We start from the raw sequence: 20,102 nt of genomic DNA on the forward strand, positions 1-20,102 counted from the left end.
GGGAGCACCACTCTGGTGGGTTTCGCTTAAGTTGATAGGGTTGAGGTGAGGCCCGTGTATTTATTCAGTATTGCTCGCGGGTTTCACCCGCCCTACAAATTCAACCACCAAGCCTGGCGCTCAAGCAATCCATCTACACAGGGTTCATTGAGCAAGAGGCATAGTCAGGAATATTTTTGTGCCCGTCTTGCATGTAAATATTTAAAGGCTCATCACTGCTACCCAGCCAAAAGCGAGTACCGGCAAATTAAAGTGCAAGAAAGTCGGTACAACCGTGTCCCACATATGATCATGCTGGCCGTCGATATTTAAACCCGCCGTTGGCCCCAGAGTGGAATCCGCAGCAGGAGAACCCGCATCTCCTAAGGCCCCAGCCGTACCAATCAGGCAGACAATGGCTTCTGGGCTAAGCCCAAGCTGGATGGAGAGCGGCACATAAATGGTGGCAAGAATAGGCACGGTAGAGAAAGAAGAACCAATACCCAGCGTGACGACCAAGCCCACCAGCAGCATTAAGAACACCGCCAGTGGCTTGTTGCCGCCGATATATTGCATGGAGTGCTCAACCAGACTGGAGACATCGCCGGTGGCTTTGAGCACTTCGGCAAAGCCGGAGGCGGCAATCATAATTAGGCCAATCCCCGCCATCATTTTCATGCCCTCAGCAAACACACCATCGGCTTTATTGAGTGGCACGGCACCCCCCAAAACGCAAATCACAAAACCAGCCAACGCACCAAACAGCATGGAATCGGCATAAAGCTGGGTGATAAACGTGCCCACCATCGCAAGGCCAGCCACACAAAGGCTGCGGCGGCTGTATTGAATGTCTTCGCGCTCGACGGCGGCAATGGCATCAATATGGTATTGGCGGGGTTTGTGGTAGCTGATAAATACGGCAATCAGTAAGCCTGTCACCATCCCCAGTGCGGGCAGCGCCATCGCGCGCATCACATCCACATGGCTGGCATCTAAGCCCGATTTTGCAATACTGCCGAGCAAAATCTGCTGTAGGAAAATTTCACCAAAGCCCACAGGGAAAACCATATAGGGCGTTACCAGACCAAAAGTCAGAATACAAGCTAATAAACGGCGGTCTACTTTCAGCTTGGCTAAGGTGTAGAGCAGCGGTGGCACTACTAGCGGGATAAAGGCAATATGAATGGGCAGAATATTTTGCGAGGCAATGGCAAGGCCGAGCAGCGCCAGAATAATTCCCCATTTTACTTTTGTACCGGTGCTGCTTTGCCGCGCCAGCTTGGCAAGGCCATCGGCCATGGCGTGCGGCAGGCCTGATTCGGCCAGCGCCAGTGCAAAGGCACCCAAAAGTGCGTAAGACAGCGCAATGCCTGCGCCACCACCGAGGCCAGAATTAAAGGCGGCAAGCGTTGCTGCAATATTCAGCCCGCCAAACAGGCCACCTGCCATTGCGCTCACTAGGATGCTGATCACCACATTAACGCGGCTAAGAGAGAGGGCCAGCATCAGGGTGACGGCAATTAAGACGGCATTCATAAGTGGATTCGGTGGGGAAAAAAACCGGACTTTAACCCGCGATGGGAATTTTTGCTGCAAGAAATGGTGAACTTTCCGCAAAACGGTGTTATTCCCGATCAGCTATTTATCTGTGTAAGAAATGCTTTTCTGGTGCTAGTATCACGCGCCGCTGCCTATTGGGTGGTATTTTCTGTTGTATTTTGCAATGTTTTAAAGTGCTTTAATGCTAGAAAAGGAAGAAGTAATGATTGGAGAAGATACAGGTCAGGCCCATGGGCTAAAGCGTAATTTACGCGCCCGCCATCTCAGCATGATCGCCATTGGCGGATCGATTGGTACGGGGCTATTTGTGGCTTCTGGTGCAACGGTTGCGCAAGCTGGTCCTGGTGGTGCTTTGCTTGCCTACGCTGTGATCGGGCTGATGGTCTACTTTTTAATGACCAGTCTTGCCGAAATGGCCGCCTATATGCCGGTCTCTGGTTCTTTTTCTACTTATGGTGCTAAATTTGTTGAGCCGGGCTTTGGCTTCGCTTTGGGTTGGAACTACTGGTACAACTGGGCGGTAACCATTGCGGTTGAGCTGGCTGCGGCCAGTATGGTGATGAAATTTTGGTTTCCCGATAGCTCCGGCATGATGTGGAGCGCCTTATTTTTAGGAATTATGTTTGCGCTGAACTTTATTTCGGTCAAAGGCTTTGGCGAGGCGGAATACTGGTTTTCTCTTATTAAAGTAGTGACGGTGATTGTCTTTATCGGCACCGGCCTCTTGATGGTATTTGGCATTATGAAAGGTACCCACGCGGTGGGGCTGGAAAACTTCACCATGGGCGACGGGCCTTTTGTAGGGGGATTCCCCGCCATGCTTGGGGTGGCGATGATTGCCGGATTCTCTTTTCAGGGCACCGAGTTAATTGGTATTGCCGCTGGCGAATCGGCCAATCCAAAAAAAGATATTCCCCTTGCTATTAAACAAGTGTTCTGGCGAATCTTATTGTTTTATGTATTTGCCATTTTGATTATTGGTCTGTTGATTCCCTACACCGATCCTAATCTATTAAAGGGCGATGTCTCTGATATTGGCGTAAGCCCATTTACCTTGGTATTTAAAAACGCCGGTATTGCCTTTGCCGCCAGCTTAATGAATACCGTGATTTTAACCGCCATTTTATCAGCAGGTAATTCAGGCATGTATGCCTCCACGCGCATGCTGTATTCCTTAGCCACCGAAGGCAAAGCGCCTAAGATATTTGCCAGATTATCTAATAATGGCGTGCCAAGAAACGCGCTTTACGCTACTACGGTAGTGGGTATGCTGTGCTTCTTTGCCTCTATTTTTGGCGATAAAACAGTCTATCTATGGTTATTGAATACCTCAGGTATGACTGGCTTTATTGCTTGGCTAGGCATTGCCATTTGCCATTATCGCTTTCGCAAAGGCTATATCGCCCAAGGCCGTGATTTAAAAGCGCTACCTTATCGCTCCCGCTTTTATCCGATTGGGCCGCTGTTTGCTTTTGCGCTTTGTATGGTGATTATGCTGGGCCAAAATTATCAAGCCTTTATGGCAGGTAACATCGATTGGGCTAGTGTTACCGCTACCTATATCGGCATTCCTTTATTCTTCGCAATCTGGTTTGCTTATCGCTATAAGAATAAAAGCAAATTTGTAACCCTAGCGGCAATGGATTTAGATAGCCAGCGGGATTAAGCGCTAAAAATAGCTCCAAAAGTGCCCCGATCTTTGATTGGGGCGTTTTTTTAGTATCTTATTAAATAATTCTCTCAGAGCTACCTATCCTATTCTTAAATAAGGTGGATAAATATTTTAAGAAAAGGCCCGCACCGCAGCACACACTGTGCAATTAAATATCTTGCAGGGAAAGTCTAAAAAGCTAAGATTAGATTGTGAGCTGTTTTTTAATCATTTACTTTTGGAAAGAACCTTGAAAATTACTCACCGGCTCACTTTATTAGTGGCAACTACAGCAATATCCATCTTGCTGCTCATTACGGTCAGCTTTTTAAAGCTGAATACAATTAATGTGCGGGTTGACGAGGTGGTGGCAAATGTCATCCCCTCTTTAGAGACACTTAATGATGCCGAGCTTGCCTTTATGGGCGCACGCCGCTTGGAATTAAGCCACATTATTGAAGCCGATCCCCAGCAAAAGCAGATACACATCAATAAAATGCAAAGCTTATTGGCAGACGTTGATCGCCTTTTACAAAGCTATGAAAAATTTGTTGATGATGATATTGATCGTAAAAATCTAGCCAGCGCTGTGGCAGAGTTTGCCATTTTAAAACCACTGGTTGCAGAAGGCGCACGCTTTTCGCTGACCCTGCCCCCAGAGGACGCGCGCAGTTATATTTCTAAAAGCGTTACCCCACAAGCTGAAAAGTTTTTTGCTGCCTTAGAGATTGCAAAAACACATAACCGTGATTATTCCAAAGAGGCCAGTAGTGATGTAAAAGCCCAGATATCCAATGCAATTACTTCATCATTAACTGTGGGTGGGGTCTTATTACTTTTGGCTTTTGTTTTGGGTGTTTGGATTACCCAAGGCATTAAAAAACCGTTACAGGATTTACGTCAGTTTTTAGTTAATTTAGGGACAAATTACGATTTCACCCAGCGTATGAAAGTGATAGGAAATGATGAAATTGCTGAATCGTTGAATGCTTTAAATGGCTTGCTCGATACACTGCAAGGCAGCTTGCAGCAGCTACATCGCATTGGCCGTGATGTAACAGGCACGGCGAGTGAGCTGTCTTTAAGCAGCCAGGAATTATCTAGCGCATCGCAGCATGTGAGCGGGGCGGCATCGAGTATGGCTGCAGGGGTAGAGGAGGTGACCGTTAGTATTGGCTTGGTTGCAGATCGGACTAATGAATGTGATCGCACAGCGCGTGAAGCAGGCAAGATGGCCGCAAGTGGTGGCGATGTGATTGAAAGCACCATTCAGAGTATTCAACAAATCGCTGCGGATGTACGTGTTTCAGCAGAGCAAATTGAATCGCTGAAAGAGCGCACAGCTAGCATTAATAGCGTTGTGAATGTGATTAAAGATATCGCCGATCAAACCAATTTATTAGCGCTTAATGCCGCGATTGAAGCGGCGAGAGCGGGAGAGCTAGGCCGCGGCTTTGCTGTGGTAGCCGATGAAGTCCGTAAGCTTGCCGAGCGAACAAGTCTTTCAACGCGAGAAATCATCTCTACGGTGAGTGCGATTCAAAGTGAAGCGAATGCGACAGTTTTGAGTATGCAACACGCGGTTAAACAAGTTGAACATGGTGTGCAATGCGCTCAAGCAGCGAGCACGGCGATTGCCAGTATTCGTCAGAATGCCGATCAGGTGGTGGAGCAGGTCAGTGAAATCAGCGACTCCATGCGTGAACAAAGTTCGGCTAGCCATATGATGGCGCAGCAGGTGGAACGAGTGGCGCAGATGTCGGAGGAAAGCAGCTCTGTTGCTCAAAATACCGCCAATGAAGGTGCGCGTTTGCGGCAGCTAAGCAGTGAGCTGGATGCGGCGATTGCTTATTATCGGGTGTAAAAGTCGATAGGGGCAGGCCTTGCATTTGATGTGAAATGCACGGCCTGTCATTACTTATTTTTATTTGGCCACGCTATTTAGCTAAAGCTATTTAGGCTATTGCTACGCTGTTGAAGGGATAACGCTGAAGCTGAGCAGTTGTGTAGGCGGGTTAGCCACAGGCGTAACCCGCGATTCAGACAGGATTGTAAGCTGCGCGGTAAGCAGGTGGTTTGTGCTTGGCAATGTAGTTCAGCGCGGGTTGATAAACCTAACCCGCCCTACAGGGCTGGAGAGACCTAACGTTGGAGTTCTGCGAACAGGAAAAAGAGCCGCTTTTTGATGGTCCGCTGGAACGACTTGTTATACGGATTCGGTTTCCTTGAGCGATTTTCCTTGTGCGTTTTTCCATGCAGTAAGTCCATTGGTTGTTCCTCCGTGGATAACTACGGCCGCAGCGCTTGCGCTCGCGAATTCTGTATCTTTTGTGAAAAGCAATCGCTCGCCATCAGGAACGAGGGTGCCATCATCTTTTAGTTTTTGTCGTAGCGCCATAACCCAAGGATATTTGGGGGCCGAATCACGCTCTTGCAATACTGCATTGGAGCCAGAAACCACAACAATTCCGTTTGAGGTTAAGTATCCGGATGCTTTCAGCCCTTTTAGCTCACAGAAAAACATTTCGTAAGAACTAGGCGGGAGTATTGCGGTAGTGGGAACTAGAGCCTCTACGCCGAGTGCTGGAAGAAGTTGCTGCATTTTCTCTAAGAACACCTCCATATCCTCTCTGTCGGACTCAGGGAGCTTCGCGCCACTAGATTGTGCATTCTTCAGAACGGCACGCCCAGATTGCTTTGCTTCGTCTATGAGGCGGCCTTCTAAAAATCGGATATGTGCTTTGGTCAGGTTCTCGTCTTTGCTTGTGAAGAAAACAACTTGATTCCAAAAGTCCTTTTCAAGGTGGCTTTTGAGGCGATTCTTAATTGACTCAGCCTCTCCAATATATAGAGCTTGCTTCCCCGTTTCGGTATCAATTCCCGTAAGAAAATACACACCTGCATTCGTTGCCTCTTCGCGAGCGAGAATGCTGTCGAATTCTGTGCGAGGGCCTGCAACCGCCTTGCCTGTCCAGTTTGACAGCTCTGCGGTTCGTAACCGCTTTGGGTCACCATGAGCAAGAAATATTTTAATTGTCGCGCTAGCCATATGATGAATCCGTATAACGTAGAGGTCACTGGGCGCTACGAGGCTTTATCGTGCAGCGTCCAACGGCCGAAGGGAGCGAGGTTGTTCGCCATATTGCGAGTTCGTTCACACACGGCTGTGCTGAAAGAAGTTAGGGATATGGCCTTCTCGGATTTTGCGCTCCCACAGATCAAGCCAAGTGCCTCCCATTTCCCAGAACGCCCGGCATTGGTTCAGGTAGGTCAACACTGGCTCAATATGGCCGATTTTTAGAAGTGCCTTAGCAAGCTGCATCGTCGGACCAAAAGTATTGAGCTGTGGCGAACCTGGCGTTTTGCCTAATTTATATAGCTCGTTGATCGCGGCGGCATCGTCTTGAGAGTTGATCGCGAGAAGACCAAGCACTGTGTGCCCGCAGTGAATGGCGTTGCCATAATTCCAGTTCTCTTTGAAGGCTGGTGCTAAGGCTAGCGCACGTTCAGCAAATTGTTTGGCATCGCCAAACTGCTCAAGATGGAACGCCGCTGCTGCTGCAGAGGGTAGGTGAGTAAATGCGTCGGTGTCGCCTAGGGCTTCTGCAAGTTGTGCCAGCCTAGCAGGAGCGCGGCCTCGAGCGATCTGCCGAAATTCAGCTTCCATTTCGGCTGTGAACGGTATGTCTTCGGTTTCTTCTTCGTAGCTCATTGACTTAGCCTAGAGGCGCTTAATGTTGCAGCCGGTTGAGTGAATGGTTAGAGCTTAAAGTGGCATCATAAAAGTGTAGAAGCACCTGAAGTAACTGTGCTCTTGGCTTTTGGCGATTACAAAATCAGTGGGTATTCCTATTGTGTTTGCTCTAACAAAAGGCCCCTAAAACGGCAGAAAAACCAGCATCTGTGGTGTATAAAAACCAAGCCCCGTGAAGTGCCTTGCCGGAAACCACCTGACGTTTTTTTATCGCTATATTACATCGAATTGACTCGAGGTTTGGGATATGTGTTGCTGAATCAGGGGTGTGATGGACTGCGTACATTGCACTACAGTTTGCGTGCCGAGCAGGCTTATCGGGTTGGGTGACTCGCTATAGCGATGTGCGCACCACCATGATTTATAAACATGCTTTAAATCGTGGCGGTCTGGGTGTGCAAAGCTCGCTGGATAGGGGGCGTTTCTTAACTCTGCTTCGTACCCCCATAGCCAATCATTCCACCACAGCCAGATCATGAGAAATCTGGCTTCGCCTCATCTTGTTTAAGTAAAGTGCGGCTGCTTAATCATCTTGAAGCTGTGCTGCGGCGATGAGGCTGTGTAAGGTGTCCAGGGCCGTTTCAAAATTAAACTGGCCAATTTGCCGGGCAAGCGCTTGAACGCCGGTGCCGAGTGCTTTAAAAAATTGTTCGGCGTGCCGCTCAAAAAGCGGAATGGCTGCGGTGTCGTTCTGGCTGAGTAGGTTTTCCAGCTTGGTGAGCAGCTGGGGCAGCGGGTAGGTTTGTTGCACTGGCGGGGGATTAAGTAAGCTGTCTAGCTGGGTGAGCTCATGATTGATGGCATGGATTAATTGATCACGCTCTGCTGCGGGGGCTTTGTTGTGTAAAGCGAATTCCAGCTGCTCGGCTAGGCTAGCCACGCTCTCTATACTTAAAACAGCTGCTGCGCCTTTTAGTGTGTGTGTGATCAGCAAGACTTCGCTGTTATTTTGTTTGAGCAGATGCTCCTCAAGTAAGGCCATATCGCCAGCGTGCGATTCCAGAAAGCGGCGTAGTAAATCGAGGTATTTCGCAGCGTTTCCTTTTAGCCTTTCTAGTGCTTCTGTAATATTAAGCCCCGGATGAGATGCTAGTTCGGCCAGCTCGCGCTCGTAAAAAATATGCTCGCTGGCCCGTTTTGCCCGGCTGACATCAGGCGCAGACGCCGAATCGATAGGCTGGCATTGGGGCAGCCATTTGAGCAGTACTTCAAATAAGGCTTCCGGGTTGACGGGCTTGCTGATAAAGCCATTGGCACCCGCGGCTTCGCAAGCTTGTTTGTTTTCATCAAAGGCGCTGGCGGTAAGGGCGATGATCGGGGTGTTTTTTCCATTAGGTAGAGCGCGAATCGCGATGGTGGCTTCAAGGCCATCCATGACCGGCATTTGAATATCCATCAGAATGAGGTCGTAGTGATTTACTTTGGCTTTTTCTAGTGCTTCTTGCCCGTTTACTGCGGTATCAAGGATCAGGCCGCTTTCATTGAGCAGATCAAGGATGACTTCTAGGTTGATGTCATTGTCTTCAACCAATAATAATTGCGCGCCAGCATGGTTGCGTAATTCGGCCTCCATCTGCCCGGAGGCAAGCTCGATGGGGGTGATCTGCGGGCTGATGCCTTTTTCCAGTACGGCGGTAAACCAGAAGATGCTGCCTTGGCCTGCTGCTGGCCTTACACCTGCTTCTCCGCACATTCTTTCTGCCAGACGCCGGGTAATCGCTAAGCCAAGGCCGGTACCGCCGTATTTGCGCGTGGTGGACACGTCGGCTTGTTCAAAGTTTTGGAATAGTCTGCTGGTTTGCTCCGCATTAATGCCTATGCCGGTGTCTTCTACTTCAAAGCAAAGTAGCAGGCTGTTTTCTTGCTCGTTTTCTACGCGAGCGCGCAGGATGATATGGCCTTGTTCGGTAAATTTAATGGCGTTGCTGGCGTAATTAAGCAGCGCTTGGCGTAGCCGGGTGGCGTCGCCATGTAGCCATGCAGGCACTTGGCCGGTATCGGTTTCGATATTTAGCCCTTTATCAAGCGCTGCATCGTTGATCAGTGTGCACACATTATCAAAGAGGGCGATAAGCGAGAAGTCGCTTTGCTCCAGCTCTAGCCTGCCCGCTTCAATTTTAGATAAATCAAGAATATCGTTGATCACCGACATCAGGTGCTGGGCGGCATTATTAATTTTACTGAGCCGCTGGGCCTGATGCGGGGTGACGCCGTCCCGCCTGAGTAAATGAGTCAGGCCAAGAATGGCATTCATGGGCGTGCGGATTTCATGGCTCATATTGGCCAGAAAAGCACTTTTGGCATGATTGGCTGATTCGGCTTTTTCACGCGCTTCGGCAAGTTGGGTAGTTCGCTCTGAAACAAGCTCTTCAAGATGAAATCGGTGCCGATCCAGCTCGACGCTCAGGCGTTTTTTCTCGGTAATATCTTCTTGTATCCCCAGATAATGGGTGATTTTTCCATCGTCCTGACGAATAGGGGAAACCGAGGCCAGTACAGTGTAGACGTCCCCATTTTTGCGGCGGTTAATAAATTCACCCTGCCAATGTATGCCCAGCAGCAGCGCTTTATTCAGCGCGGCATAGGTGGCTTCCGGAGTGTGGCCGGATTGCAGAATGCGTGCGGGCTGGCCGATCACTTCGTCTCTGTCATAGCCCGATGTTTGTACAAAAGAGGTATTTACATAATCAATATATGAATCCGCATCGGTGATGATGATGTTTTCCGGGCTTTGCTCTACGGCCAAGAATAATTTACGTAATTGCTCTTCAGTTTGTTTACTTTCGGTGATATCTAAAGCAATGCCAGAGATACGGATGGCTTTGCCGTAGTGGGTGTACTGGGCTCGCCCCTTGCTAACCAGCCAGCGGATTTCGCCAGAGTTTTGGCGGATACGAAACTCCACTTCAAACGCTTCTTCATTGGCAGGGTGATTTTTAAGCTTGGCGTCAATGCGTGCTAAGTCAACGGGATAAATTTTGCTTCGCCAGAGCGCGATTGTGATCGGGGTATTGGCCGCTACGTCATAGAGTCTGGCGCATTCTGGCGACCAGTAAATTTGATTACTGGATAAATCCCAATCCCAGATGCCCACATGCGCGCCTTCTTGTGCCATTAGTAAACGCTGCTCGCTTTCTCTGAGCGCGGCATTGCTTATTTCGGCATGCGAGCGGGCAGACATGGCGTCTTCCATCAGATTAAGCGCTGCTAGCCTAGCCCGGCCTTGTTTTTCTAAAGCTTCGTTCTGGCTATTGATCAGGGCTATTTCGGCGCGTTTACGCTCGGTAATATCTTGTATCGTGCCGTGTAGCTCGATGATTTTTCCGCTTTGATCACGCTTTGCTTTGCCTCGCGCGGTGATCCAGCGATGATTTCCATCGTGGCGAATCACCTCCGCATCACAAGAGTAAGCCGTTCCCTCTGCAAGGCAGATCTCAACGGCTTTAACCAGCTCTATCCAGCTCTCAGTGCTGAAGTAGCGTTGTACTTCGGGGAACACGGCGGCGGGTAAGGCGAGGTCCCGGCCATAAATGTGATAAATCTCTTCTGACCAAAGGTGTGTATTGCTCACAATATCCCAGCTCCAGCTGCCAACTCTAGCCAGCCGCTGTGCTTCTTTTAAGATGGATTCGCTTTCTTTGAGTGCGGCTTCGGCTTGTTTACGTGCCTGGATATCTTCAATGACCGAGATAAAGTAATCGGGCTCGCCGTTTTTTTTCCAGGCGAGGGCAACGGTTAGGTTTACCCAAGTGATTTCTCCTCCTTTACATAGGTAGCGTTTTTGCATGGCATACGTTTCCAGCTGGCCTGCCAGCATTCTTTCAACAAAATGCTGATCATCTTGCAGGTCGGCTGGGTGGGTAATGTCTTGAAATGTCAGCGATAAAAGTTCGTCCTGGCTATAGCCTGTGATTTGGCACAATCTGCGGTTGACACGTAGCCATTGCCCATTGGGGGATACCATTGCAATGCCCATTGCCGCTTGTTCAAAAGTGGCTTGAAAGCGCAGCTCGCTTTGGAGTAATTGATCTTGAATGGCGCTCATTTCCCGCCAGCGCTCAGTTTCATTGCGGCGGGAGCGATGCAGAAATTCACTAAAAAAGCTTAATAAAGTGCCGTTGGCAAGCAGTATTCCCCATTGCATCAGATCGTGAGGCGTGTTTATTGCAAAGCTGTCGATGGGGGGGATAAAGTAAGCAGCACAAGCCGCTGCAACCAAGGTGCTAAGCAGGCCAGGTACAAAGCCGCCCAAGTAGGCGCTGATGGTAATGGGCAAGATAAAAAGAATGAGTAAGGGCCGTTCGCCAAAAGAAATTGCAATTTCATTCCTTACTCGCAGCATGAGCAAAGGCAAAATAATGGCAAGTAGGTAGATCAGCAGCAAGTGGCGCTTTGAGTACAGAGCATGGACGTTGTAATGGTTCAGGCCTTTCATGATTTTCTGGCCAAAAGAGGATCAGGGCTGTTATTTGCAGTTTGATGAAGGTTTAATTCCTTGATCTGCCGTTTGAGCTCAATCATTTCCAGCTCTCGGTCTACCATGGCTTGGTTAAAACGCTCCAGCTCGGCATTGCGCTGGAGCAATTCTTCTGACTGGCGGGTGAGTGTGTGTTCTACCGCTTTGCGCTCGGTGATATCCAGTAGTAAGCCAATCAGTGCCGGATGCCCTTTGTCATCGACTTTGCGGCCATAAAATTCCACTTCAATTGGCGCGCCGCTGCGTTGAAGACCGGTGAATGTGAAGTGAATATCGCTAAGCTCGCCATTCTCCGCTTGTAAGATCAGCTCACTCACTCGCTGTTTATCATGCGGGCTGACTAGCTCTTCAATTTGCCCCATGGCGATCAGGGCCTGAGCATCTTCGTGGCCAAATATTCTGGCAAAGCCATGGTTAACGTAGCTTAGGCGGTGCTTCTGAATAATATAAATGCCGGCCAGTGATTGCTCTACCAAAGCGCGAAAACGCTCTTCGTTTTCTTTTAGCACCATTTCGGCTTGTTTGCGTTCGGTAATATCTCGTGAAATACCAAAAACACCGATGGTATTGCCTTTCTCGTCGCAAAGTGGCCCTTTAGTTCCCAGAAAAATGCGCTGGCCATTTGGCATATCAAGCACTTCTTCCTGCGTGATAATGGTATTGCGGAGAATGACTTGCCGGTCAAGATCCATCAGCATTTCCGCCTGATCAGGCGGAAAAATTGCTCTGTCATCCTGCCCCAGAACATCTTGGCTTTGCCGGTTTATAAAACGGCAGGCCGCGCGATTAAATAGAATGTAGCGGCCTTCAAGGTCTTTGGCAAAAATGGCGTCTTCAGAGCTATCTGCAATGGTGGAGAGCAGTTTTACAGACTGTAAATGTTCGGTTTGTAATTGGCGGATATTGGTGGCCAAAATTAATTGTTCTTGCTGCTTCAGAATCACATAGCCGGTACGCGTCATCAGCAGTGCTAATAGTGCGGCCAGGCTAATCCACAGGGAATCTTTGATGATCTCACTGTAAAGTGCGGATTGATCAATTTGGGTGAGCAAAAACCAGTTGCTATTGGGCACTGCACGAAGGATGCCCATGGTTTTGCCACTGAGCGTTTTGCTCAGAGGTAGGTTATCGGGTAAAAGCTGGGTGCTTTGCAGTGGGCTGATGGCGGGTATCTTTAGGCCAAAGTGAGGGCCGTTTAATAAAACCAGTTGATTGCCTTCTTTACTAAATAATAAAGATTCACTGAGTGGGCTAGGGAGGGGCTGTGTTTGCAGCATGGCAGAGAGCCAGTGATCGGTATGGCTATGCAAAACAATAAAGGGTGTTGGCCCGGCGATGGCGGTAAGCGGGGCAATAAAATCTAAGTTGGGCTGGCCTTTAGCGTCGGGGTAGGGGCCAATTCTCTGCACTTTTTTTGATTGAGCCGCAGTGTGCAGCGTAGCCTGATAGTTGGGCAAATTCTGTAATACGGGTAGCGATGAGCTCCAGAGTAGTTTTCCTTCAGAATCTAGCAGGCTGGCTGCGCTGAATCCTTTGATTTTGCCAACTTGCTCCAGCCGGGTAAGCAGCTTTAATTTGCTGCTTAGATCCCCTGTCTGACGCCAGTTTTGATAGAGCGTGGCGTAGATCAGGCTGGTTTTGAGCAGCTCTGCATCGCCTTCCCGCTCTTTTAACCAATCCGTTATTTGCTTGAGCTTTACGTCGGTCACAATTTGTATTCTGGTTTCATTTGTTTTTTCTACTTGGCTGACCCGATAGGCAATGCCCGCGCCGCTGAGCAATAGAATCACCAGCGCTAACAGTGAGAATGAGATACCTAGTTTGTTGCCATAGCTGGTATGTTGTTTTGGATTGAGCCCGTTTTCACTTTCGGGCAGGCGCTTCCACATCACATAGAGCAGTAATACGCTGCAAACGATCAGCAGCCAGTCTTTGAGCGTTGTCAGCCATTCAAAGGGATGTGTCGGGGCATACAGCATTTCTATTATTTTGCTGCTGAGTACGACACCCAGCCCTGCGATTGCAGCATAAGTGAGTGCAATCTTGAGAATGTGAGATAAGGTTTGAGTAAATTCTTTTTGCATCGCTGTATCCTAGACACAGTCTGTATAACGATCTGCAATGGCGGTAAATTCTGGAAAGTGATCAAGAAAAGCCTGCACGATATCAGGATCAAAATGCTTGCCACTCCCCGATTTAATCATCAACCTAGCCTCCTCATAAGGCAGTGCTTGCTTGTAAACTCTGCGGCAAATCAGCGCATCAAATACATCTGCCAGCGCCATCAGCCGTGCCGAGAGTGGAATATCATCGCCCGCTAATCCATCTGGGTAGCCGCTGCCATTCCATTTTTCATGATGCCAGTGGGCAATTTCTTTCGCTAAAGTAAGAAAAGCGACGGGCTGCTCGATATCGCGTTCAGCTTGTTCAATGGCCTCGCTACCCAGTTGGGCGTGGGTTTTCATGATTAGCCATTCTTCTGCGCTTAGGCTGCCGGGCTTGAGCAAAATATAATCAGGAATCCCTACCTTGCCAATATCGTGCAGTGGAGCTGAGCGGCTGAGTAAATTGATATAGCGTGGGGTTAAGGTTTCGGCAAAGCGCGGGTGTTCTTGCAGCTTGAGCGCTAATAAGTACACATAGCTTTGTGTGCGAAGAATATGGTTGCCCGTTTCAGGATCGCGGGTTTCGGCAAGATGGGCGAGCGCGCGGATGCTCACTTGCTGGGTAATCTCATTTTCAGCCATACGGCGTGAAATCTCTGCTTCTAGCGCCGCATTTTGATTTTTAAGCCAGCTGCGTGCCTGTTTGGCTTCCAGCTGGGTGCGCACTCTTGCCAATACAATGTTGGGTTTAATCGGCTTAATGATGTAATCGACGGCACCCAGCTGCAAGCCCAGCTCCTCGCTGCCTGTATCAGCCAGAGCGGTAAGCAAAATGACGGGAATATCCCGTGTTTCTGGCATGGCCTGTAGCTGCTTGAGTACGCTATAGCCATCAATGCCCGGCATCATGACATCCAGCAAAATTAAGCTGGGTAAAGCTTGGGTGGCAAGGATGCGCAGGCATCTCTCACCCGATGGTGCAGCAAGCACACGGTAGTGTGGAGAAAGCAAATTGCTAATTACTAGTAAATTTTCAGCTAGATCATCAACAACTAATATCGTGTAATTGCTTTCATTAAACATACGGCCACCATTGAAAAGGCGCTGATTTGCAGTATAGATTTATCAGAAGAGAAAAGATGGTGAGTTTTTTGCCTCTCGTAGCGCTTAGCCGCTCTTCGGCATTTTAATAAGGCAGCTGGCGTTGCGTTTTTGCCATGCTGAAAAACCCTAATGCAAAAAGCCCCGATGACTAAACATGCTGCAACGCGCAAAATACGCGCTTAGAATTTATCTTTTGGAAACGCTCATGGCCAGAAACGCGCTTTACGCCCAATCGGGTGGTGTAACCCCTGTGATTAATGCATCCGCCGCTGCGGTCATTGCGGCTGCTCGTGCTCATCCAGATCAGATTGGCCGTGTGTTTGCTGCCAAAAGTGGGGTATTAGGTGTGTTGGCCGAAGAGCTGATTGATACCGCATGTATGAGCGAGGCCGATTTAGCCGCGCTGGCCGCGTCCCCTGGCGGTGCATTTGGCTCTTGCCGCCATAAGCTGCGCTTTGGCCGCGAGCTGACCCGTTTGTTTGAAGTGTTTGCTGCGCACGATATCGGCTATCTGTTTTATAACGGCGGTGGCGATTCTGCGGATACCTGCTTAAAAATTGCCGCGCACGCCGAATATCTTGGTTACGATCTCACCGCGATTCACGTGCCTAAAACCATTGATAACGATTTGCCGCACTCTGATTGCTCGCCAGGCTTTGGCTCGGTGGCTAAATATGTGGGTACATCGATTCGCGAAGCGGGTATGGATGTGGCGTCGATGTGCAGCTCCAGCACCAAAGTATTTATTATGGAAGTCATGGGGCGACACACTGGCTGGATTGCGGCAAGTAGCGGCCTTGCATCTGGTGAAGGCAACTTGCCACCGCACCTGATTTTGCTGCCGGAAGTCACATTTAACGCGGCGACTTTCCTTGCTGCCGTTGAAGAAACCATTGCCCGTGAAGGCTACTGCGTGATTGTGGCTGCGGAAGGGATTAAAAATGCTGAAGGCAAATTTGTTGCCGAAGCGGGTGGCACCGATGCTTTTGGTCATGCGCAGCTGGGCGGTGTAGCGCCTTACTTGGCGCAGCTGATTAAAACGGCTCAAGGCCATAAATGCCATTGGGCAGTCTCTGATTATCTACAACGTGCCGCGCGCCATATGGCGTCTCAAACCGATGTGGATCAAGCCATGGCCGTCGGCACTGCCGCCGTGAAGTTTGCACTGGCCGGTGAGCGTGGCGTGATGCCTACCATCGTTCGCACCAGTGACGCGCCTTATGCTTGGACGATAGGCTCGGTGAAGCTGGAAGAAGTAGCGAATCACGAGAAGCACCTGCCTGCTGAATATATCCGCGCCGATGGCTTTCATATCACGCCAGCAGCGCGCACCTATTTTGCACCTTTGATTATGGGCGAGGCGATTCCACCCTACGCAAATGGCTTGCCAGCTTACCCAGTGTGGAATTTTTCCCTAGTAGAGGCCAAGCTAGAGGCGTTTAATACGGCGGCGTAAACTTTCTCTATTCTTGATCTAAATAAAAGGGAAGGGCACTGTTCAAGTGTACGCTTCCCTTTTTTGCGTGGACAAGATGACCTTATTTCGCTTGGTACTGGAGTACCTGTCTTACATCCTGACTACGGTCACGGCTTTGCTACCGATTATTAATCCCCTTTCCACCGCTGCTATTTTGCCTGGGATATCAGTGCATTTATCTGATATAGAGCGAAAGCAGCAGGTCAAACTGGCTTGCTACTATATGGCAGGAATCTTAATCACCTTCTTGATGGCGGGGGGCTTGATTATGGATTTCTTTAATATCTCTATTCCAGGCTTACGTATTGCAGGCGGGATGGTGGTGATTTATTTGGGGTTCAGGATGTTGTTTCCTGCTTCTCAACCAAAAATTGACGATGAGCCAGAGCTAGGCGCCAGACGTGAAATTGCTTTTACCCCGCTCGCCATGCCTTCGATGGCAGGGCCGGGCTCGATTGCGGTGGTGATTTCAATGTCTTCTACCTTGCATTCGCAAAGGCATATTCCCGTTTTGGCTGGCTATTTTCTCTTGATACTCGGCATTGCCGCCACCGCGTTTATCTGCTGGCTCACCTTACGCGCTTCTAGCCGTTTATTTGCAGTGCTTGGGGATGAAGGCATTAGTGCCATATCGAGAATTATGGGTTTTATGCTGATTTGTATTGGTGTGCAGTTTTTTATTAATGGCGTGGGAGAATTGCTGCACGACGCAAGCTTTATGCCGCGTTAAGCGCTGTATGCTTTATCTTGGTATCTGGCTTACTCAATCAGTGGCGGTGAAGTTTTATGAGGATGCTTTTAGATTTTGATATTTTTTTGCGCTTGATTTTGGCCGTGTTTTTGGGCGGACTGATTGGCATTAATCGTTTTATGCATAAAAAGCCAGCCGGTGTACGCACCCATGCCTTGGTCTCCTTGGGCGCGGCGCTGATGATTGCCTTAAATGGCGTGATCAGCCATGACGATGCCCAAGCCTTTAGCCGTGTGGCCCAAGGCTTGATTACGGGTATCGGCTTTTTGGGAGCGGGCTTGATTGTGCATCGCAGCGATAATATGGTGGAGGGCCTGACCTCCGCCGCATCAATCTGGCTTACGGCGGCGATCGGTTTGGCCTGTGGTGCTGGCTACGTGGATATTGCCGTATTTGTAGTGATTTTAGCGCTGCTGGTAATTAATCTGGGTGGGCCATTAGAGCGCTGGGCCGAAAGACGAATGCAGCGCTGGCGTGATGATAAATCGCCACATTAAAGCCAAGCCGCAACGGCTGCCTTTACCCGCTCTGCCAAATCGCCTTCTTGGCAATTAATCTCTAGCAAATCATCCATTCCCCGCATCCAAGTCAGCTGGCGTTTAGCGAGCTGGCGGGTGGCGGCGATGCCTTTTTCGCGCATGGTTGGATAATCCACCAAGCCATCCTGATATTCCCAAGCCTGCCGATAGCCCACGCAGCGCATCGAAGGCAGCTCAAGTGATAAATCATATTTTGCCCGCAAGCGGCTCACTTCATCGAGCAGACCCAGCTCCAGCATTTGATCAAAGCGCAGCGCAATGCGGTCGTGCAGCCATTTTCTGTCTTGCGGCAGTAGGGCGATTTTAAGCAGGCGATAGGGCAGTGCGCCACTGGCTGGCTCGGCGAGTAAATCTGACATCTTTTTGCAGGTGAGTAGGCACACTTCTAAAGCGCGCTCGATGCGCTGTGCATCGGCGGGCTTTAGCCGCTCGGCGGTGATCGGGTCGATGGCGGCCAGTTTGGCGTGCATGGCTGGCCAGCCGATCAGCGCAGCTTCTTCATGGATTTTCGCCCGCAGCACCGCATCAGCTTGCGGTAATTCATGAATGCCGTGTTGCAAGGTGTTGTAATACAGCATAGTGCCGCCCACCAGCACCGGCACCTTGCCACGCGCTGTAATATCGGCTATTAAAGCCAGCGCATCACGCCGAAATTGCGCGGCAGAATAGGCTTCTTCCGGCGAAATAATATCGATCAAATGATGCGGCGCACGGGCTAGCTCATCCGCACTTGGCTTAGCACTACCGATATCCATATCTTTAAATACCAGCGCCGAATCAACCGAAATCAACTCCACCGGCAAGCCGCTTTCCAGCAAATGAATCGCACTAGCGGTCTTGCCACTGGCGGTAGGGCCCATTAAGAAAATGGCGGGGGAAGAATGCGGCATGGCGATGTGACTTTATAAAAATTGAAAATGAATACGGCTTGGGGAAACCCAAATATTGAAACACGGAGGAAAGCAAAGATGTAATGCCGCTTTTGTAGGGCGGGTGAAACCCGCCAGACTTTGCTATGAAATACGACAAAAAACGGCGGGTTGCACCCACCCTACGGTTTTCTCAGTGTCCTGCTTTTAAACTTAGTGTTCTCTGTGTCTATAGACTTTAGGTTTTTGTGTTTTCAATGAAAACGATGACTTAAAAATTTGACCAGCATGCCGGTAGCAAGCGCGGTAATTACGGCGGGAATAAAGGCCAGCAGGCCGATATGGCTTGCCATTGGTGTCCAGACCAAGAAGAACATGCTAAACCCCGTTAGCCCCATTAAAAAGCCGCGTAATTGCAGTAATAGTGCATTGCGGCCCGCATTGGCCAGCGTAAATGCAGGAATCACCGTAGCGGCAACAGGAAAGCCAGCTAATACGCCCGTCATGGTGCTGCCTAAGAGTAAAGAGAGGCTAGAAAGCGCCAACACCAGCAACAGCGCCGCCACCATGCGGGCATAAAGCTCGATCTTGGGTAGCGATGAGCTATTGATAGCCTCTGGTCTAGGAATAAAGTAAATCGCAATCCATAGCCCCGCCAGTACGCTGATGCCGGCAATGGGGGATAGAGCAAGGCCGCTCCAGACCAAAATCAAAGCCGTGAGCAAATAAGCTGCCCAGCCACACAGGATGGTGCCCTGCCATGAAAAGTAGCGGCTGGCATGGGCCAATACCAGCATATACACCACATTGGCCCAAAGCCCCGCCGATGCGGCCCCCGCTACTTTGATTGCATACTCAGACCCGTATTCCAGCCATAGCGCCAGCACAATCGGAATCGCCACTAGCGGCAAGCCGCCCAGCAAACCCGCAATCTGCGGTCCCCAGCGCCGGCCAGCAAGGCTGGCCGCGCCGATAAGCAGCGGAGCGGCAAAAAGTTTAACCAACAGGGCACTGGAGGGCATAGGGGCTCGTTTTGAATGCAGGGGTGTCAGAGATGAAAAAGATGTTACATAAGCAAAATTTTGAATCCTTGAGGTCACGGGGTTTTATGTGCCATGGATATATTGCTGGTCATGTTTATTCGGGAAAAATAGAGCGATATCGATCAAGTACGTCTTGCAAAATATCATCTGGCACACTTTCCTTGCGGCTGGCCCTGCGTGCTCGCCAATCCAGTGTTTTAGCTTGGTGGCTTAACACAACGCCCTGTGTTTCAGAGCCGCAGCCCATCAGGGAAACCGCAAAGCCAGCGCTTCGTGCCATGGGTTGCTGACCTTGCGTTACAGGACAAACCACGACCAGCCCTGATAGATTAAACGCTCGAATAGATAACACCAAGGCGAAGTGTGGGCCTTTCATTTCCTGTCCGGCAGCGGGATCAAAGTCGAGATGGATAATATCGCCGGGATCAAACATTTACCAAATCTCCTGCCCTACAGGGGGAAGCGTATCCCATTCAGGCATGCTCATAAATTCAGCAGGGGTTTCGGCCAGCAGCTGCGCAGCATCAAAACGCTGGCGCTTAGGCTCGACCGTTAGGCGCTGGCCTTCAATTTTAAAGCGTACAGAATCACCGGCCACTAGCTGATTTTGCTCAGCATAAGCAGGAGGAATTACCATGATCAGCGAGCCGCCGGAGCGACGTAAAGCAGCAGTTCCCATCACCTTCTCCTTGTGGACTTGTTTTACTAAAGTAAAACATATAGTTATACAAAAGTAAAACTTTTTGCTGGTTTCAGCCTGCTGGATGGATATTTGAGTGAGGTATAAAACCAA

At 49.7% G+C, this 20,102-nt stretch carries 15 protein-coding genes; 5 read left to right on the top strand and 10 right to left on the bottom strand.

Annotated elements, in window-relative coordinates; genetic code table 11:
• Nucleotides 1-201 precede the first annotated feature (201 nt).
• Nucleotides 202-1,515 (bottom strand): Na+/H+ antiporter family protein, encoded by a 1,314-nt coding sequence (locus ACFQNF_RS20525; protein ID WP_380190229.1) that lies wholly within the window; start codon nt 1,513-1,515, stop codon nt 202-204.
• Between the two features lie 226 nt (nt 1,516-1,741).
• On the opposite strand from ACFQNF_RS20525, the gene ACFQNF_RS20530 reads away from it, so the two are divergent.
• Together ACFQNF_RS20530 and ACFQNF_RS20535 are read left to right on the top strand one after the other, a co-directional pair.
• Complete coding sequence (locus ACFQNF_RS20530) at nt 1,742-3,205, top strand: amino acid permease (RefSeq protein ID WP_380190231.1); 1,464 nt, start codon at nt 1,742-1,744, stop codon at nt 3,203-3,205.
• A 235-nt stretch (nt 3,206-3,440) separates the two neighbouring features.
• Nucleotides 3,441-5,054 carry a methyl-accepting chemotaxis protein gene (locus tag ACFQNF_RS20535; protein ID WP_380190233.1) on the top strand — a complete coding sequence of 538 codons (1,614 nt, stop codon included), beginning with the start codon at nt 3,441-3,443 and terminating at the stop codon, nt 5,052-5,054.
• Between the two features lie 342 nt (nt 5,055-5,396).
• Here ACFQNF_RS20535 and ACFQNF_RS20540 read toward each other — a convergent pair whose 3' ends face one another.
• The 5 genes from ACFQNF_RS20540 to ACFQNF_RS20560 form a co-directional block, all read right to left on the bottom strand.
• Nucleotides 5,397-6,239: a GIY-YIG nuclease family protein gene (locus tag ACFQNF_RS20540; RefSeq protein WP_380190235.1), complete on the bottom strand. Its 843-nt coding sequence runs from the start codon at nt 6,237-6,239 to the stop codon at nt 5,397-5,399.
• A gap of 105 nt (nt 6,240-6,344) precedes the next feature.
• Nucleotides 6,345-6,902 (bottom strand): hypothetical protein, encoded by a 558-nt coding sequence (locus tag ACFQNF_RS20545; protein ID WP_380190236.1) that lies wholly within the window; start codon nt 6,900-6,902, stop codon nt 6,345-6,347.
• Between the two features lie 565 nt (nt 6,903-7,467).
• Nucleotides 7,468-11,379 (bottom strand): PAS domain S-box protein, encoded by a 3,912-nt coding sequence (locus ACFQNF_RS20550; RefSeq protein ID WP_380190238.1) that lies wholly within the window; start codon nt 11,377-11,379, stop codon nt 7,468-7,470.
• Nucleotides 11,376-13,505 (bottom strand): PAS domain-containing protein, encoded by a 2,130-nt coding sequence (locus tag ACFQNF_RS20555; protein ID WP_380190240.1) that lies wholly within the window; start codon nt 13,503-13,505, stop codon nt 11,376-11,378. The genes ACFQNF_RS20550 and ACFQNF_RS20555 overlap by 4 nt, the downstream gene beginning before the upstream one ends.
• Before the next feature lie 9 nt (nt 13,506-13,514).
• Nucleotides 13,515-14,609, bottom strand: coding sequence for an HD domain-containing phosphohydrolase (locus ACFQNF_RS20560; RefSeq protein WP_380190242.1), 1,095 nt, complete (start codon nt 14,607-14,609; stop codon nt 13,515-13,517).
• A gap of 226 nt (nt 14,610-14,835) precedes the next feature.
• Between ACFQNF_RS20560 and ACFQNF_RS20565 the strand changes: the two genes are divergently transcribed.
• From ACFQNF_RS20565 to ACFQNF_RS20575, 3 genes are all read left to right on the top strand, one after another.
• Nucleotides 14,836-16,086, top strand: a complete 1,251-nt coding sequence (locus ACFQNF_RS20565) for a 6-phosphofructokinase (protein WP_380190244.1) — start codon at nt 14,836-14,838, stop codon at nt 16,084-16,086.
• Nucleotides 16,087-16,162: 76 nt separating this feature from the next.
• Nucleotides 16,163-16,837 (top strand): MarC family NAAT transporter, encoded by a 675-nt coding sequence (locus ACFQNF_RS20570; RefSeq protein WP_380190245.1) that lies wholly within the window; start codon nt 16,163-16,165, stop codon nt 16,835-16,837.
• A gap of 56 nt (nt 16,838-16,893) precedes the next feature.
• Nucleotides 16,894-17,355 carry an MgtC/SapB family protein gene (locus ACFQNF_RS20575; RefSeq protein WP_380190247.1) on the top strand — a complete coding sequence of 154 codons (462 nt, stop codon included), beginning with the start codon at nt 16,894-16,896 and terminating at the stop codon, nt 17,353-17,355.
• Here ACFQNF_RS20575 and miaA read toward each other — a convergent pair.
• From miaA to ACFQNF_RS20595, 4 genes are all read right to left on the bottom strand, one after another.
• Nucleotides 17,352-18,287: a tRNA (adenosine(37)-N6)-dimethylallyltransferase MiaA gene (gene miaA / locus ACFQNF_RS20580; RefSeq protein ID WP_380190249.1), complete on the bottom strand. Its 936-nt coding sequence runs from the start codon at nt 18,285-18,287 to the stop codon at nt 17,352-17,354. The genes ACFQNF_RS20575 and miaA overlap by 4 nt on opposite strands.
• A 233-nt stretch (nt 18,288-18,520) precedes the next feature.
• Entirely contained in the window at nt 18,521-19,288 is a 768-nt protein-coding gene (locus ACFQNF_RS20585; RefSeq protein ID WP_380190251.1) for a hypothetical protein, read from the bottom strand.
• 115 nt (nt 19,289-19,403) lie between these two features.
• Nucleotides 19,404-19,742: a type II toxin-antitoxin system PemK/MazF family toxin gene (locus ACFQNF_RS20590; protein WP_380190252.1), complete on the bottom strand. Its 339-nt coding sequence runs from the start codon at nt 19,740-19,742 to the stop codon at nt 19,404-19,406.
• Nucleotides 19,743-19,988 carry an AbrB/MazE/SpoVT family DNA-binding domain-containing protein gene (locus ACFQNF_RS20595; protein WP_380190254.1) on the bottom strand — a complete coding sequence of 82 codons (246 nt, stop codon included), beginning with the start codon at nt 19,986-19,988 and terminating at the stop codon, nt 19,743-19,745.
• Nucleotides 19,989-20,102 lie beyond the last annotated feature (114 nt).

Source organism: Iodobacter arcticus (assembly GCF_042664895.1).
Classification (GTDB): domain Bacteria; phylum Pseudomonadota; class Gammaproteobacteria; order Burkholderiales; family Chitinibacteraceae; genus Iodobacter; species Iodobacter arcticus.